Annotated in this window: 15 protein-coding genes; 7 read left to right on the top strand and 8 right to left on the bottom strand. The window is 69.5% G+C overall.

Annotated features, from left to right (window positions below; translation table 11 throughout):
- The first annotated feature begins 54 nt into the window (after positions 1–54).
- On the top strand, positions 55–1,023 hold the full coding sequence (locus tag ACWEIJ_RS30535) for a DUF2332 family protein (RefSeq protein ID WP_449840692.1): 969 nt from the start codon (positions 55–57) through the stop codon (positions 1,021–1,023).
- On the opposite strand, the gene ACWEIJ_RS30530 is transcribed toward ACWEIJ_RS30535, so the two are convergent.
- Positions 988–1,962 carry a serine hydrolase domain-containing protein gene (locus ACWEIJ_RS30530; RefSeq protein WP_449840691.1) on the bottom strand — a complete coding sequence of 325 codons (975 nt, stop codon included), beginning with the start codon at positions 1,960–1,962 and terminating at the stop codon, positions 988–990. The genes ACWEIJ_RS30535 and ACWEIJ_RS30530 overlap by 36 nt on opposite strands.
- Positions 1,959–2,837 (bottom strand): alpha/beta hydrolase, encoded by an 879-nt coding sequence (locus ACWEIJ_RS30525; protein WP_449840690.1) that lies wholly within the window; start codon positions 2,835–2,837, stop codon positions 1,959–1,961. Before ACWEIJ_RS30525 ends, ACWEIJ_RS30530 begins: the two co-directional genes overlap by 4 nt.
- Before the next feature lie 95 nt (positions 2,838–2,932).
- Here ACWEIJ_RS30525 and ACWEIJ_RS30520 point away from each other — a divergent pair, with 95 nt between their 5' ends.
- Both ACWEIJ_RS30520 and ACWEIJ_RS30515 read left to right on the top strand, forming a co-directional pair.
- Positions 2,933–4,078, top strand: coding sequence for a helix-turn-helix domain-containing protein (locus ACWEIJ_RS30520; protein WP_449840689.1), 1,146 nt, complete (start codon positions 2,933–2,935; stop codon positions 4,076–4,078).
- Between the two features lie 77 nt (positions 4,079–4,155).
- Entirely contained in the window at positions 4,156–5,538 is a 1,383-nt protein-coding gene (locus tag ACWEIJ_RS30515; protein ID WP_449840688.1) for a glycoside hydrolase family 28 protein, read from the top strand.
- 10 nt (positions 5,539–5,548) lie between these two features.
- Here ACWEIJ_RS30515 and ACWEIJ_RS30510 read toward each other — a convergent pair whose 3' ends face one another.
- Positions 5,549–6,277, bottom strand: coding sequence for an SDR family oxidoreductase (locus tag ACWEIJ_RS30510; RefSeq protein WP_449840687.1), 729 nt, complete (start codon positions 6,275–6,277; stop codon positions 5,549–5,551).
- 69 nt (positions 6,278–6,346) lie between these two features.
- Between ACWEIJ_RS30510 and ACWEIJ_RS30505 the strand changes: the two genes are divergently transcribed.
- Positions 6,347–7,099 carry a helix-turn-helix transcriptional regulator gene (locus ACWEIJ_RS30505; protein ID WP_449840686.1) on the top strand — a complete coding sequence of 251 codons (753 nt, stop codon included), beginning with the start codon at positions 6,347–6,349 and terminating at the stop codon, positions 7,097–7,099.
- On the opposite strand, the gene ACWEIJ_RS30500 is transcribed toward ACWEIJ_RS30505, so the two are convergent.
- Positions 7,096–7,872 (bottom strand): esterase/lipase family protein, encoded by a 777-nt coding sequence (locus ACWEIJ_RS30500; RefSeq protein WP_449840685.1) that lies wholly within the window; start codon positions 7,870–7,872, stop codon positions 7,096–7,098. The genes ACWEIJ_RS30505 and ACWEIJ_RS30500 overlap by 4 nt on opposite strands.
- A gap of 263 nt (positions 7,873–8,135) precedes the next feature.
- On the opposite strand from ACWEIJ_RS30500, the gene ACWEIJ_RS30495 reads away from it, so the two are divergent.
- Together ACWEIJ_RS30495 and ACWEIJ_RS30490 are read left to right on the top strand one after the other, a co-directional pair.
- The gene (locus ACWEIJ_RS30495; RefSeq protein ID WP_449840684.1) at positions 8,136–9,548 is read left to right on the top strand and encodes a WS/DGAT/MGAT family O-acyltransferase; all 1,413 of its coding nucleotides are present in this window, start codon (positions 8,136–8,138) and stop codon (positions 9,546–9,548) included.
- Positions 9,549–9,598: 50 nt separating this feature from the next.
- Positions 9,599–10,102, top strand: a complete 504-nt coding sequence (locus tag ACWEIJ_RS30490) for a hypothetical protein (RefSeq protein WP_449840683.1) — start codon at positions 9,599–9,601, stop codon at positions 10,100–10,102.
- Here the strand turns inward: ACWEIJ_RS30490 and ACWEIJ_RS30485 are convergent.
- Genes ACWEIJ_RS30485 through ACWEIJ_RS30475 form a run of 3 tightly spaced genes read right to left on the bottom strand, consistent with a single transcriptional unit; the run spans position 10,012 to position 12,402 of the window.
- Complete coding sequence (locus ACWEIJ_RS30485) at positions 10,012–10,926, bottom strand: alpha/beta fold hydrolase (RefSeq protein ID WP_449840682.1); 915 nt, start codon at positions 10,924–10,926, stop codon at positions 10,012–10,014. The genes ACWEIJ_RS30490 and ACWEIJ_RS30485 overlap by 91 nt on opposite strands.
- 52 nt (positions 10,927–10,978) lie before the next feature.
- On the bottom strand, positions 10,979–11,827 hold the full coding sequence (locus tag ACWEIJ_RS30480; RefSeq protein ID WP_449840681.1) for a hypothetical protein: 849 nt from the start codon (positions 11,825–11,827) through the stop codon (positions 10,979–10,981).
- Positions 11,824–12,402 carry an RNA polymerase sigma factor gene (locus ACWEIJ_RS30475; protein WP_449840680.1) on the bottom strand — a complete coding sequence of 193 codons (579 nt, stop codon included), beginning with the start codon at positions 12,400–12,402 and terminating at the stop codon, positions 11,824–11,826. Before ACWEIJ_RS30475 ends, ACWEIJ_RS30480 begins: the two co-directional genes overlap by 4 nt.
- 71 nt (positions 12,403–12,473) lie before the next feature.
- Here ACWEIJ_RS30475 and ACWEIJ_RS30470 point away from each other — a divergent pair, with 71 nt between their 5' ends.
- A complete protein-coding gene (locus ACWEIJ_RS30470) occupies positions 12,474–13,382 on the top strand; it encodes a phosphotransferase (protein WP_449840679.1) in 909 nt (302 codons plus the stop codon).
- Here ACWEIJ_RS30470 and ACWEIJ_RS30465 read toward each other — a convergent pair.
- Positions 13,367–15,472, bottom strand: coding sequence for a discoidin domain-containing protein (locus tag ACWEIJ_RS30465; protein ID WP_449840778.1), 2,106 nt, complete (start codon positions 15,470–15,472; stop codon positions 13,367–13,369). The genes ACWEIJ_RS30470 and ACWEIJ_RS30465 overlap by 16 nt on opposite strands.
- Between the last annotated feature and the right edge of the window lie 53 nt (positions 15,473–15,525).

Raw genomic sequence — 15,525 nt, 5'->3', positions numbered from 1 at the left:
GGATGAATGCTTTCCCTCCCTTGTAAAGTCCTCTGCCGAAGAAGGGAGGGGTGCGTGACCGCGGCAGGCATCGGCGCCTCCACACTGCGGACGTTCGCGGTGCGGTTGCGCACGAGCGCGCCGGTCTCCGCGCGCATCCTCTCCGAGCTCGCGAGCGAGCTCGACCGCGGCGGCCCGGTGGCCGACCTGCTCTGCTCGCACAGCGCCGTGCACAGCCCGTTGTTCGGCATCCAGGCGCTCGCCGGGGTGCGGTTGCTGATGCTGTCGGGCAAGGCGCCGGAGCTGAGCCAGCGGTTCGCCAGCGCGCACGCCGCCGCGATGGCCGGCGAGTCGGACTCCACGGCGTTGCTGGCCTGGCTCGCGGCACGGCGCGCGATCGTCGAGAACGCGGGCGAGATCCTGGCCGCGCTCGACCGCACGGTCCAGCAGCACCAGCCGAAGACCGCCGGGTTCCTCCTGCGCGGCCTGACCATGATCGGCGCGCCGAAGGTCCGGCTGCTGGAGCTCGGTGCCTGCGCGGGGCTCAACCTGATCCTGGACCGCTACCGCTGGTTCGGCCTCGGCTGGGAGTGGGGCGAGAAGGACTCGCCGGTGCGCCTCGCCGCCGCCGGGCCGCGGCCGCCAGACCTGGAGATCGTCGACCGCGCCGGCTGCGACCTGCAGCCGCGGGACCCGAGCGATCCCAAGCACGCGATGATCCTGCACTCGTTCATCCCGCCAGAGCACGACTCGTTGCGGTGGGACCTCGACGACGCGATCGAGCTGGCCGCCAAGGTCGGCGTGAAGGTGGCGCGGTCGCCGGCCGGGCGGTGGTTGCGGGAGAACCTCGTGCCGCCGGACGAGCGCGGCACGTACACGGTGATCTGGCACAGCTCGTTCTGGCCGTACCTGACCGAGGACGAGCGCAACGAGATCGAGACGACGCTGACGGCCGCGGCGGGGTCGATGCCGCTCGCCCGCGTCGCCTACGAGTCGACCGACTTCCGCTCAAACCCCCGGCTGACGGTCACGATCTACAGCTGACCGCTGGAACTGCGCGAGCGCCTCGTCGATCGCGGAGTTGTTCCACCGCTGGAGGTTGACGGCCAGCGACACCTGCCGTTCGCCGTCCGCGCTGTGGAACGACCACGTGCCGGCACCCCACACCGAGCCGTCGTGGCCCCAGAAGCCGCCCTTGCGGTGCAGCCCGAGTCCGTAGTCGACGGTCGAGCCGTCGAACGCGACCACCGGACCGGTCTGCTGCATGAGCGCCAACGACTCCCGCGACACGATCTTGCCGTCGAGCAGTGCCGCGAAGAACAGGTTGAGGTCCTCCACGGTCGAGATCAGCGACGCGGACACACCGACCCACGACATGTCGTAGACGCTGTAGTCGCGCGGCGGGTCGAGCAGTCCGAACAGCGCCTCGTACATCGGCGGGTGGGGCCCCGCGATGCGCGTGCCGGTCGGGAACATCGTGTTGCACAGCCCGGCGCGTTCGACGACGTTGCGGGTGATCCACCGCTCGGCCGGCATGCCGGTGACCTTCTCGATCAGCCGGCCGAGCAACAGGTAGCCGGTGTTGGAGTAGGTCCCCGGCGGGACGGCGGGCGCGTTGACGCCCAGTTCGATCAGCTCGCGCGGGTGGAAGTGCCGGAACTGGTTGTCCTCCAGGCTCTTCGGCGAGCCCTCCAGCAACGACGGGAACGCGAGGAAGCGGTAGTCGGCCAGGCCGCTGGTCATGTTCAGCAGCATCCGGACCGTGGCGTCCCCGTGCACGGGCGTGTCCAGCCCGATCCTGCCGCGCTCCACCAGCAGCATGATCGCCGCCGCGGTGAACGTCTTGGTGACGCTGCCGATGCGGTGCCGCACATCCGGCGTGACGTCACCGAAAGCGCCACGCCACACGCGGCCGTTCTCGCGCACCTCCGCCCACACACCGGGCACTCCGGCGCGGTGGATCGCCTCCAGTTCGGCCTTCATGCCAGTGCCCTCCTCAGAACGTCGCCGATCTCGGCGAACTGACGCTGGGAAACATCGGCCGACAGCAACGCCTGCGACCCGTGGAACGTGCCGGGCCACTGGTGCAGCTCGACCTGGACGTCCGACTGCATGAGCCGCACCGCGTAGGCGATGTTCTCGTCGCGGTTCGGGCAGAACTCTGCCGACGCGACGTAGGCGGGCGGCAGGTCCGACAGGTCCTCCGCACGAGCCGGTGCCGCGTACGGCGTGGCGGGCCGCCCGCCGAGGTAGTGCTGCCACGCCTGACCGGCCTTGGCGCGGTTGAACCACGGCGTCTCGGTGAAGTGCCGGGCCGACCAGCTGGTCAGCCGGTCGTCGAGCCCGGGCTGGTGCAGCAGCTGGAACCGGATCGGCGGCCCCTGCTCGTCCCGCGCCTTCAACGCGAGCGCCGCCGCCAGCCCACCGCCCGCGCTGTGCCCGGCGACCGCGATCAGGTCGGGTTCGGGGACGGTCTCATGCGCCCACCGCAGCACCGTCCACGCGTCGTCGAGGGCAGCGGGGAACGGGTGCTCGGGCGCCAGCCGGTACCCCACCGAGATCACCGTCGCCCGCGACCGCGCGGCGACCCGTGACGCCCACGGGTGTTCGGTCTCCACGTCACCCATGCACCAGCCCCCGCCGTGCATCCAGATGACCGTGCCGTGCGCCTCGTACGGCCGGTAGATCCGCACGGGCACATCGGGGTCACCGGGCACCAGGCGGTCCTCGACCTCCATGCCGTCCGTCTCCGCCGGGATGCCGGCCGCGAGCTCGGCGAGGACCTGACGTTCCTTCGCCACGTCGACCAGCTCGGCCTTCGGGAAGAACGGGACGAATGCTTCCAACTCGGGATCCATGCCGTCCATCCTCACGGGCATCGCGACGATCTTCAGCCGACGCTCGTCGCGCAATCGGACCCGTCCGCGCGCCATTCGTCGCTATCGTCGAGGACATGGAGGCGTTGGCGACCCGGCTGTCCAACCTCGACTCGCACGTCGAGGGCGCGATCCGCGTCGTGATGTTCTACGACACCCTGATGCGCCGCCGCGTCGACCTCCCCGCCCTGGCGCGGGCGTCGGCGGGGCTGGCCGAGTGCATCGCCGGAATCCGCCTGCACAGCACGGGCAAGGTGGTCCGCATGTCACCCGCGGGTACCGAAGCCGGTGTGGCACAACCGATGTCGTCGCGCAGCCCGATCACGCTCGACGACGAGGAGATCGGCGAGGTGTGGCTGGAGCGCGCCGGGGGCGCCTGGCCGCTCGACGAGGTCGTGCTGGACCGCCTCGCGCTCGCCGTCGCCGCCGTCGTCGAACGCTACGGGCCCGCCCGCACCACGATGGCGGATCCCGCGCTGGTGGAACTGGTGATCAGTGCGGACAGCGACGAGGCGGGGCGGGCGCGGGCGTTGCGGTTGCTGGGGTTCGCGGCCGATCGGCCGGTGCTGGTGGCGGCGGTCTGCTCGGAGCTCGCGCTGGACCGGGTGGCGGCGGCGGTGTGCCCGGCGCACCTGGTGAAGGCCGCACCGCTTGGCGCGGCGGCAGGCTCGCCGAGCTGGGCCATCCCGGCAGCCAGCCCATCTCACCCGGCCGCGCCCACCCCGCCAGCCAACCCATCCCACCTGCCCACGCCCACCCCGGCAGCCAACCTGCCCCAGCCCGCGACTCCCACCCCGGCGCTCAGCACCGGCGTCCTCCTCGCGACCAGCCTCGGCGACTTCCCTCCCGGCGTCCGCGCGGGCATCAGCGCCGACCCCCACCCCGCCCGCGCCTGGTCCGAAGCCCAGACCGCGCTCCGCTTCACCACCACCCGCACCCCGGTCGTCCGCCACCCGGACCTCGGCGCCCTGGCCCTGCTGGCCCACGTCCCCACCGCCACCCTGCGCGCCAACGCCGACGTGGCCGCCATCGCCGCCCTGTCCCCCGACGACCTCGAAACGTTGGACGCCTACTGCACCACCGGCTCACTCCGCCGCGCCGCCGACCTCCTCCACCTGCACCACAGCAGCGTGTCCCGCCGCCTCGACCAGATCGGCCGCGTGCTGGACGTGTCAGACGTCGGACGTGTTCGCCTGGCCCTCGCGGCCTTCCGGCTGTTGTGACACGCGTCGCAAACGTTTACAGTCGTTTCTGAAACGCCGCCGCCCAACGTTGCCTTCACTGTGGAAGAGGACGTCGAATGGACGGCAGGATCAACCGCCGACTGCTGATGAAAGCCTCCGTCGTGGCCGCCATCGCCACCCCGGTCCTGACCAGGACCGCCCTCGCAGCCCCGATCTCACTCTCGGCAGCGGTACCCGAACTGCCCTGGCCCGCGGCCAACGAGATCGTGCGGAACACGAAGCTCCCGTCGTTCCCCGACAAGAACTTCGACGCGACCGCGTACGGCGCCAAGGGCGACAACAAGACCGACAACACCGAAGCGTTCAAGAAGGCCATCGCCGCCTGCAACGCGGCCGGCGGCGGTCACGTGGTCGTGCCCAAGGGCACCTACGTCACGGGCGCGATCCACCTGCTCAGCAACGTCGACTTCCACCTGGAGGACGGCGTGCTCATCAAGTTCTCCGGTGACGCCTCGAAGTTCCCGACCGTGCTCACGCGGTACGAGGGCATCGAGTGCATGAACCGCTCCCCCATGGTCTACGCGCACAAGCAGACCAACATCGCGCTGACCGGCAAGGGCACGCTCGACGCGGGCGCCACCGGCAGCTGGAACAAAGGGAGCGACCGCTCGTACCTGGAGTCGTTGGTGGCCAAGGGAACCCCGCCGGAGAAGCGCGTGGTTCCCGGTTCCGGCAAGAACATGCGCTCGACGTTCGTCGAACCGTACGACTGCGACACCGTGCTGATCCAGGGCGTCACGCTGAAGAACCCCAAGTTCTGGCAGATCCATCCGACGCTCTGCAAGAACGTCACGGTCGACGACGTGCACACCGACCCGTCGACGGCCTCCAGCAACACCGACGCGTGCGACCCGGAGTCGTGCGATCACGTCGTGATCTCCAACAGCGACCTGGGTGCGCACGACGACAACGTGGCCATCAAGTCCGGCCGCGACGAGGACGGCCGGCGGATCAACGTGCCGTGCCAGAACCTCGTCGTCGTCAACTGCCGCATGAACGGCAACTGGGGCGCCATCACGTGCGGCTCCGAGCAGACCGGCGGCATCCGCAACGTCTACGGCTACCAGCTGAACTGCGTCGGTGCCACGAAGTTCGCGCTGCACGTCAAGTCGAACACCAAGCGCGGCGGCTTCAGCCAGAACATCAACCTCGACAGCGTGTCCGGCGTGTTCGAGCGCTCGTTCGTCTACGTGACAACGACCTACAACTCGCAGACGGGCAGCTACGTGCCGAAGTTCGGCCCGTTCTCCCTCTCGAACTGCAGCAGCACCAAGGCTTCCAAGGTCCTCGACGTGTCCGGCCTGTCGCAGGAGCACGTGAAGGGGCTGGAGCTGCGGGACTCGAAGTTCACCGTCAGCTCCACCTCCAACACCGTCAAGAACGTCGACGGCCTGAAGTTCACCAACGTCACGGCGAACGGCAAGCCGATGAACAGCTAGCTCTGAACAGCTAGGCCTGGGCAGCCGGTCGCACGACGACCTCGTTCACGTCGACGTCGGCCGGCTGCTCGATCGCGAACGCCACCGCGCGGGCGATCGCGTCCGGCGAGATCGCGATCTCGTCCCGCATCGCCGAGATGCGCGCCCGCACCTCGGGATTGCTCGACGCCTCCGCGAAGTCCGTGTGCACGAATCCCGGAAACACCGTGGTCACGCGGAAAACGCCGTTCGACTCCTGACGCAGGCCCTCGCAGATCGCCCGCACGGCGACCTTGGTGCCCGCGTAGACCGCCATGCCCGGCGCGACGGTGAAGGCCGCCGTGGACGCGGTGGTGACGAAGTGCCCGGCCTGTTGCTCGCGAAAGACCGGCAGCGCGGCCGCGATGCCGTGCAGCACGCCCTTGATGTTGATGTCGACCATCTCGTCCCACTCGTCGACCCGCAGGTCGTCGAGCGGCGAGATCGGTCCCGCTCCGGCGTTGGACACGAGCACGTCGAGCCTGCCGAACCGCTCCTGGGCCAACGCGACCAGCGCCCGCAGATCCTCTCGCCGCGTCACGTCGGTGCGGACCTGCACGGCGTCGCCGCCGAGCTCCGCCACCAGGTCCGCGAGACGGTCCTCCCGGCGTGCCCCGAGCACGAGCCGGGCACCCTGCTTCGCGAGCAACCGCGCGGCCGCCGCCCCGATCCCGCTGCTCGCCCCGGTGATCGCCACGACCTTGCCGTTGATTCCTGACATGACACCAAGCCTGCGGCGAGCTCATCCCCGTATCCAGAGCCGCCTTGTGCTGGAACCGGAGGTACCAGCATGAGCGAACTGGGCGCGTTCCTGCGCAGCCGCCGGGAACGGATCACGCCCGCCGAGGCCGGCCTGCCGCAGACCGGCCGGCGCCGCACGCCGGGACTGCGCCGGGAGGAGCTCGCGGTGCTCGCCGGGGTCAGCGCGACCTGGTACACGTACCTCGAACAGGGCCGGGACGTGCAGGCTTCCGACCAGGTGCTCGGGGCCATCGCGGCCGCGCTCCGGCTCGACCGGTCCGAAAAGGACCACCTGTTCCTGTTGGCGGGCCGGGCACCGGCGGACGAGCGCGAGGAGGCCCTCTCGCCCGAAGCGGCCGCGGTTCCGGCGCTGCTGCAGCCGAGCCCGGCCTACATCATCGACCCGACCTACGACGTGGTGGCCCACAACGAGGCGGCAGCAGAGCTCTTCCCAGTGCTCGAAGGAGAAAAGCCGAACTTCGCGCGATGGGTGTTCACCGATCCCGAGGCACGGCACGTCGTGATCGACTGGGAACCGGAGGCGCGCGGCCTGCTCGCCCGGCTGCGCGCGCTGGCGGCCCGGTACCCCGCGCGGTTCGCCAGGCTGATCGACGAGCTGCACGAGGCCAGCCCGCAGGTGCGCACCTGGTGGCCCCACCACGACGTGCAGGCTCAGCACAGCGGCCGGAAACGCCTGCGGCACAGGCGACTCGGCGCGGTGGACTACGCGTACACGGCGTTCCACCTCGCCGAGCAGCCCGACCACACGCTGGTGATCTACGCCGACCCGAAGCCCTGCTAAGCCGCGCGCGGGTACAGCCGGGCCATTCCCGGCGGCGCGGCGAAGGGCGCCCACGTGCCCTCCGCCTGCGCCAGCCGGTCAGCCACCACCCACAGCACGGTGGCGTTGAAGCCGTAGCCCAGGTGCGACGACGACACCTGCACGTTCTCCCTGCGGTGGCCCGGTTCCTCGACGCACGACTCCCACGACACGATGCCGTCCGTCTTGGAGTAGATCGACGTGGCAGGCACCGGGATCGGCGGCCGGGTCGACTCCGGCGGCGGGAACTCCTCGCGCGGGATGTGCAGCCGCGAGAACAACGCGAACGCGGGCATCGCCCGTGACTGCACGGGATCGCTCATGTTGTACGGCGAGCCCATCGTGATCACCTGGCGCACGCGGTGCGGGTGGTCGCGCGCCATCTCGCGCGCGAAGATCCCGCCGAGCGACCAGCCCACGATCGAGACCGGTCCACCGAAGTCGTCGGACACCTTCTTCACCAACGCGTGCATGCCGTCGACGGCCTTGCGCGTCGGCCCGATGTTGCGGCCCAGACCCCATCGGTGCACGTCGTAGCCCAGACCGGAGAGGAACCGGCGCAGCATCACCGTGGACGAGTCGGCCGCGCCGAGACCGGGGAAGACCAGCACCGGGTGACCGTCACCGGCGGGCGCACCGCGCAGCATGGACCGGGTGGCGACGAACTCACCGACGTCGAGGGCGCAGCGGGTGGGCTCGGTGAGGTACCAGAAGAGCCCCGGCGCGCTTCCTCTGACCAGGTGGAGGGGAGACACAACAGGAACGTCGAAGACCTCGTCTGATGGTACGGCAGACATAGGAGCCTCCCCACACGTCGACAACCCCGAGCCGGCGCTCTGGGCGGCGTTGCCCAGTGAGTCCATGATGTTTCGTGAACGATCTTTTCGCCAGTACTTTCGAGTCTCGATTCGCCACGTCCAGGTAACACGTCGGCAACCTCACACGTGTGCAGTGCCTCTCACCTGCATGGACGTCGATTCAGACGGAAAGCTCCTCTACCATTTTTCGAGTGGATCGGATGAGCTCTTTGGACGCAGGCTTCTACTTCATCGAGGACGAGAACGTGCCGATGCACGTCGGTTCCGTCCTGGTTTTCGACGGCCCGGCGCCGTCCTACGGCGATGTGATCCGCCTCTTCATGGCCCGCATGGACCAGGTGCCGCGCTACCGCCAGAAGGTGAAGGCGCTGCCGTTCCACGTCGGCCGTCCGGTCTGGGTCGACGACGACCACTTCAACATCCTCTACCACGTGCGACACACCGCGGTGCCGTCTCCGGGCGGTGAGGACCAGCTGCGCAACCTCGCGGGCCGGATCTTCGCGCAGAAGCTCGACGACAAGAAGCCGCTGTGGGAGGCCTGGCTCGTCGAAGGACTCGAAGGCGGCCGCTGGGCGATCATCTCCAAGGTCCACCACTGCATGATCGACGGAGTGTCCGGAACGGACATGCTGCAGCTCCTGCTGGACTTCCGCCAGGAGACCGCGCTGCCGGAGCCGAAGGAGTGGAAGCCCGCGCCGACGCCCTCGACGCTCGACCTGGTGGTCGACGGGGTGCGCGACGCCGTCGTGACGCCCGTGCAGCACCTCTCCGCGTTGCCCGCCATCGCGCGGAACATGCGGTCGCTCAACGAGATCGTCGACTTCGGCAAGTCGGTGCTCGGGTCGCTGCCCGGCACCGCGCGCCGGCTGATCACGCGGGCCGCCACGTCGCTGAACGGTCCTATCGGGCCGCACCGCCGCTGGGTGTGGGCGCGCGCGAACCTGGCCGAGATCAAGCAGGTGCGCAAGGCCGCCGGCGGCACGGTCAACGACGTGATCCTCACGGCGATCACGCGTGGTTTCCGCGACCTGCTGGAGAAGCGCGGCGAGCTGACCGACGGCATGGTCGTGCGAACCATGGTGCCCGTGTCGATGCGCAAGGCCGACCAGCACAACGAGCTGAACAACCGCGTCAGCGCCGTGCTGGTCAATCTGCCCGTCGGTGAGGCTGACCCGGTGAAGCGCCTCGCGTCGATCCGCGAGCAGATGGACGACCTCAAGAACTCGCGCCAGGCCGCCGGTGCCGACGTGATCACGAACCTGTCGAACTTCGCCGCGCCGACGTTGATGGCGCTGGGTTCGCGCACGGCGATGCGGTTCCCGCAGCAGATCCTGCAGACCGTCACCACGAACGTGCCCGGCCCGCGCATCCCGCTCTACATGCTCGGCCGTCCGCTGGTGGAGATGTTCCCGTACGTGCCGGTCGCGTCGACGATCCGGATCACCGTCGGCATCTTCTCCTACCTGGACAAGTTCACGTTCGGCATCAACGCCGACTTCGACGGCGTGCCGGACGTGCAGCTGCTCGCCGACGGCATCCGGGCGGGCTTCGACGAGCTGGTGGCGCTCGCGGCGGAGGCCGAGGAGAAGGCGGCCGAGGAGTCGACGGTCTGAGGCACGATCTGACGGTCCAGGCGGGTGCGCACGACCTGCACCTGACCGTGGTGGGACTCGACGCGCGGCTGGGCGCCCTCGGGGTGGCGCTCGGCCAGGTCGACGACGTCCGCATCGAGCTGGAGAACGTGCGCTGGTCGCGCTGGCGGGCCCGCCGCGCGACCGTCGTGTGCCGGGACGTCCACGTGAACCCGCCCGCGACGCTGGTGTCGGCGCCGGTCGAGTTCCGCGTCGAGGTGGCCCTGTCCGACCTCCCCGAGCTGCAGCGGATCAGCTGGTTGCCGCTGACGGTCCAGCTGGTCGGCTCGGAACTGCACGTGCGCCTGCACCGGTGGCTGCCGGCGCGCGTGTTCGCCGTGCCGGAGCTGCCCCGCGGCATCCGGCTGACCGGTGTCGAGCAGTTCGACGACCACTTCGTGCTGACCGGAGCCGCCCCCGTGCTGCGGGAGCGGCTCACGCTCGGTCAGCTGGCCGCGGTGCTCAGGCGGTTGGCGTCCATCCAGTCCAGCACCCGCTCGGACACGACCTCGGGGATCTCCATCTGGGGCACGTGACCGATGCCCTCGTACTCGTCGTAACGCCAGTGCGGGTGCCTGCGGGCCACGTAGCGGGCGGCGGCCACGTTGACCAGCCGGTCGCGGTCGCCGCTCATCAGGAACACCGGCACCCGCAGCTCGGCCATCGCCGCGTAGTAGGCACCGCGCTTGGACGTCGTGAACACGGTGCTGCGCGCGGCCGCGAGGAACGCCGCGTCCAGCCCCTCGACCTTGGCGCGCTCGCCGATGAGGTGCTCGCTCGCCTGCTTGAGCTCCTCGGGGATGCCCGACGGGTCCGCGCAGACCAGCTCCAGCAGCCGTTCCACCTGCCTGCGCGCCGGGACGGTCTTCGCCTTGGCGAGGAACCGCTCGCCCAGCCCCGGCACCGAGTACATGAAGAACGTGGCCAGCATCGTCGGGTCCGGCCGCGTGCCGAACACCATCGGCAGCGCCGGGTCGACCAGCACCAGGCCTCTGACCAGGTCGGGGTTGTACGCGGTGTGGAACAGGGAGATCATCCCGCCCATGGAGTTGCCGACCAGGATCACCGGCTCCTCGACCACCTCCGCGACGAACCGGCCGAGCAGCTTCGCGTTGGCCTGGACCGTGGTCTGGCGGCCCTCGGGGTTCGTGAGCCCGTGCCCGGCCAGGTCGACGGCCACGACCCGTGCCTTCTTCGCGAGCAGTGGCGCGAGCAACGCCCAGTTGAGGTGGGAGCCGCCGAGCCCGTGCACGAGGACCATCCGCGGCCCGTCCTCGGGCCCGCCGAAGTCGACCCAGTGCACGGGCCCGTCGAGGTCCGCGTAGTGGCTGGTGCCGCCGAAGTTCGCCACAGTCGTCATACCAACCAGTATGTCGGTAAGCCCAACCGGTCGGTAGCGGCCGTTGGCGGGGTCACTTCCAGGGCAGCGCCGGCTGGCACTGGTCCGTCGGCTTCTGCCGGACGCTGCCGACGAGCTCGCCGGTCTGCGGGTTCTGGTAGCACGTCTGCCACGACGTGTCGCTGCTGCCGAGCAGGTTCCCCGCCGCGTCGTAGGCCCGGACGACCGGCGCCGGGTCGTTCTCCGGATCCGGAAAGTGCCACGTCGACGGGTAGTAGATCCGCGCGGCATAGGTACCGTTGACGATCTTGGCGTCAACCACCAGGTTGTCGGCGCTGATCGTCACCCGTGCGACCTTCTCGTCGACGCGCCCGACGGCCTGGCGAAAACCTCGCTTCCCCGCGTCGGCGGGCTTGGCGGCCGGAATGTCGCCACCGGAGGCGGCCCTCGTCTCCTCGACCGAGAAGTGCCCCGGCAACCACCTCATGTCGCCCTTGCTACTGCCGACGCTGTACCCCCCGGCGCCGACACCGATCTCGCACCTCAGCGCCACGTCGTCGGCGTAGAGCAACGCCAACCGGGGCTCTTCGAGCACCAACTGACGCAGCGTCGCCTTGCCGACCCCACCCGCCTTCGCACACCCCTTCTCGATCTCCGCAACGGTCTCCGGTGGCACCCCGAAGTCGACAGAGGCGGAGGTCGGAGACGGCGACGTGGTGATCTGGACGAGAGGCGTCGGATCCAACGGTCCCGGCCGCAGCAACACCACGCTCGCCGCCACGGTGAACACAGCGGCCGCCGCGGCGAGGATCGGCACGGTCAGCCGGGACCGCTTGCGGCCGATCGCCTGTTCGAGCTCGGCCCGGATCCGCATGTGACGACCGGGCGGCAGGTCGCGGGTGGGCGGAAGCATGCTGGTCATCGGTCCTCCCCGGTGTGCACGAGCTCGCGGTGCTGCTGCTGGAGCTTCGACTTGGCCTTGCTGACCCTCGCGCGCACGCTGCCCTCGGTGATGCCGAGCACCGCCGCCGCGTCCGCGTACGTCACCTCGGACCACACGCACAGCGCGAGCGCCTCGCGTTCGTTGCGCGGCAGCTTCTCGACGGCTTTGAGCAACTCGGCCATCCGCCGCTGGTCGTCCAGCCGCTCGGCCACCTGGTCGGCGTGGTCGGGCACCGGCGGCTCCTCCCCGACCCGCCGCAGGTTCCGCAGCCGCCTGGTGAGCGAGCGCTGCCCGTTGCGCACCACGTTCGTCGCCACCGTGAGCAGCCACGGCAACGCCGAGTCGCGCTCCAGCCGCACCTCGGCGCGCTTGCGCCAGGCCAGCAGGAACGTGGCCTGCAGGTGGTCCTCGGCCTCGGCCCAGGAGGCCGTCAACCGGAAGCAGTGGTTGTAAACCGCCTTGGCGTGCCGGTCGAACAGCGCCCCGAAGGCGTGCGCACTGCCCCCGGCGGCCTGCGACCACAGGGCGCGGTCGTCAGGGTCTTCGGTTGTCATACCTGTTCGTGTCCGCCCGCCGCGCCGATGTTGGCACCAGTTTCACGTGCCCCTCCCTAACGTTGCGGAGCGTGGCACATCTGGGGGTGGCGGAACTGACGGACCTCGCGCACGCGGCGTACGGCCGTTCGCTGCGCGAGGTGGCGCGTCTGCACGGCGGCAGCAAGAAGGGCGTCTACCGCCTGACGCTCGACGACGGCACCACGGGCATCGCCTACGTGTGGCGCGCGAGCGAGGATTACTGGCCCGAACACGAGCCCGACCCGTTGTTCGGCAACGCGAGCGGGCGCGACCTGTTCCTCACCGCGCACACCGTGCTGTCGGAGGCCGGGATGTCCGTGCCTCGTCTGGTGCTGGTCGACCAGGACACCGTCGTGGTCGAGGACCTGGGGAGCGAGTTCCTGGAGAAGCTGCTCGACACCGAGGCGCTGGAACGCCTGTGGGACGACGTGGAGGCCATGCACGCACGCCAGAGCCCGCGCTACGGCCGTCCCAGCGCCCTCCAACCCGCGGACGCGCCGCCGGTGCCGGACGTGATCCTCCAGCGAGCCCTCACGCACCTGGAAGCCTGTTGTGAACGGGTTCCGCGGATCGCCGCCGAACGAGAGCTCCTGGAAACCGAGCTGCGCCAACGGCATTCGGTGATCGAGCCGCGCACGTCCTACGGCCTGGTCCACGGCGAGCTCGGGCCGGACCACGTGCTGGTGACCGACGGGCGGCCGGTGCTGATCGACATCGAGGGCGTCATGTTCTTCGACGTCGAGTGGGAGCACGCGTTCCTGGAACTCAGGTTCGGCCAGTACTACCGTCCTGCCGCGAACCTCGACCCGGCGCGGATGAACCTCTACCGCCTGGCCCAGCACCTGTCGCTGGTGGAAGGCCCGCTTCGGTTGCTGGACGGCGATTTCCCGCACCGCGACGCGATGCGGGAAATCGCGGACCACAACATCGAGCGCGTGCTGGGTCAGATCTCCAGGTAGTCCAGGTTCGGCCCGCCGTTCGCGGTCGTCGCGACCGCGCGGATCGTGTTCTCCCCGGCCGCCAGGTCGAGCGTCACGGTCGTGGACTGCCAGGTCGTCCACGCCCCGGTGCCCGCGAACGCCTGCTCGTCCACGGCGAGCTGGCCGTTGACCGAGATGTCCAGCGGCCGGTTCACCGTGGTGCCGTTGGCGAACCGCAACGTGACCGGGCGAGGACCCGCCACGTCGCTGGTCACCTTGAACTCCACCGAGGAGCCGGACACGTTGTCGTAGTTGACGAATCCGGTGCCGGAGAACCCTTCGTGGTTCGACTCCACCACGCCCTGCGTCACGACGCCGTTCTCCGCCTCGTACCGCGACGACGGCGTCGGGTCACCGCCGCCTCCCGAACCGGGGTACGAGGAGCCGAGCCACGCCTCGTCGATCCGCAGCTGCGCCTTGCCCTGCGTGGACGTCTTCTCCACCCGGATGTGCCGCGCGGTCGTGTTCGCCGGCAGGTCGATGAACTGCACACCGCGGTGGTTCGGCAGCGACCCGGACTTCACGTTCGTCCAATTGGAACCGTCGTTGGACGTGTAGACGTTGTAGTTCTTGATGCGCGCGGAACCCGAGGCCGGATACGTGGTCGAGTCCTCGCGCTGGTTCAGCGCCACGTACGAGACCTTCTTCGCCGAGCCGAGGTCGAAGCGCAGCGACACCGTGCCGGCACCCGTTGCGTCCCAGTAGGTCTGGTAGTCGCCGTCCGCCGCGGCCGAGGCCGGGTGACCGGAAGCGGACGCCGACGCGCTCATCGTGTACGAGGACGGCGCGATGATCCCCTCGCGCCCAGCGGTCTCGACCTTGAACACCGTGTCGTACTGGTCCCAGTTCGAGATGCCGTTGAGCGTGATCGTGCCGCCGGACTGCGACCAGTTCACCGCCGCGCCGGTCCGCACGTTCGTCACGCGGCTGACCTTGTAGCCGTTGTCGCGCACCTTCAACGTCGACCCGGACGGCTTGGTGATCACGTGGATGTAGTGCTGGTCCGGGTTGGTCTTCGACACCGTCGTCACACCGTGCGCGCCGTCGTTCCAGAATCCCGGCTTGAGCCCGCCGTGCAGGTAGCCGCCGCCGTACGTGCCGCCGATCGACTCCCAGATGTCCCGCAGGTACCCGTCGGCGAAGTTGTTGAAGGACACCTGGTTCGACGGGAACTTGCCGTTGACCATCGCGGTCTCGGCCATCAGCGCCTTGACGTCCGACCCGGCGTTGGTGATCAGCCGGCCCAGCGTCAGCTTGTAGTCGACCGTCGAGTTCGTGCCCGAGTACCACCACGCCCCGCCGGTCGGCAGCTTGAAGCACGCCTCGGTCAGCCGCGGCGCCGCCGTGTAGATCGCCTGCGGGTAGTCGTACGACGGCGTCATGCCGGTCTTCTGCTCGTTGCTGATCGTGTCCATGATCGGCGTGTCTTCGTTGTTGTTGCTGAGCAGCATGTCCGGGCGTTCCTTGCGGATCCGCTCGTAGAGACCGTTCTGCTCCCAGTAGGCGTTGTCGTTGTCGATCCAGAACCCGGCGAGCTTCGGGTAGCGCTGCATGACCTCGACGAAGTTGTCGTAGCTGAACTGCCCGAACCCGGGCCGCTCCTGCAGGTTGACCGTCTTGCCCTTGTACTTCGAGTACGCGGCCGAGTCGAGCCACTCGTGCCCGCCCTCGTCGTGCCACTGCGGGTCGTCGGTCATGTAGTTGATGACCTTCACACCCTCGGCCGACGCCGCGTCGATCAGCTCACCGAGGAAGTCCCGCTTCGTCGAGCAGCTGCCCGGGATCGACGACGGCCACGCGCGCGCGTAGCCGAGGCGCGAGTGGAACGACGCCAGCACGATGTACTGCGCGTGCAGCTTCTTCGCCTCGTCCACCCAGTACTTGGCGGACCAGCCACCACCGGTGACGGCGGCTTCCCAGGCGCTGCAACTGGTGTAGCCCGGATTCGTCCGCATCCCCCAGTGCAGGAACAACCCGGCCGTGGACGCCCGCAGCCAGTCCTGGCGGGGATTCAGCACCTCGGCGCGCGCCGGAGAGCTCACGCCTGCAACGAGTAGAGCGGCGGTCATCAACACGCCGAGACGACGCAACGTTTTGCGCACGAGCCAGCCTCCTGGTGGAC

This window comes from Lentzea sp. NPDC004789, assembly GCF_053601075.1.
The sequence above is the reverse complement of the archived record's forward strand: the minus strand, read 5'-3'. Positions and strand labels throughout refer to the sequence as shown.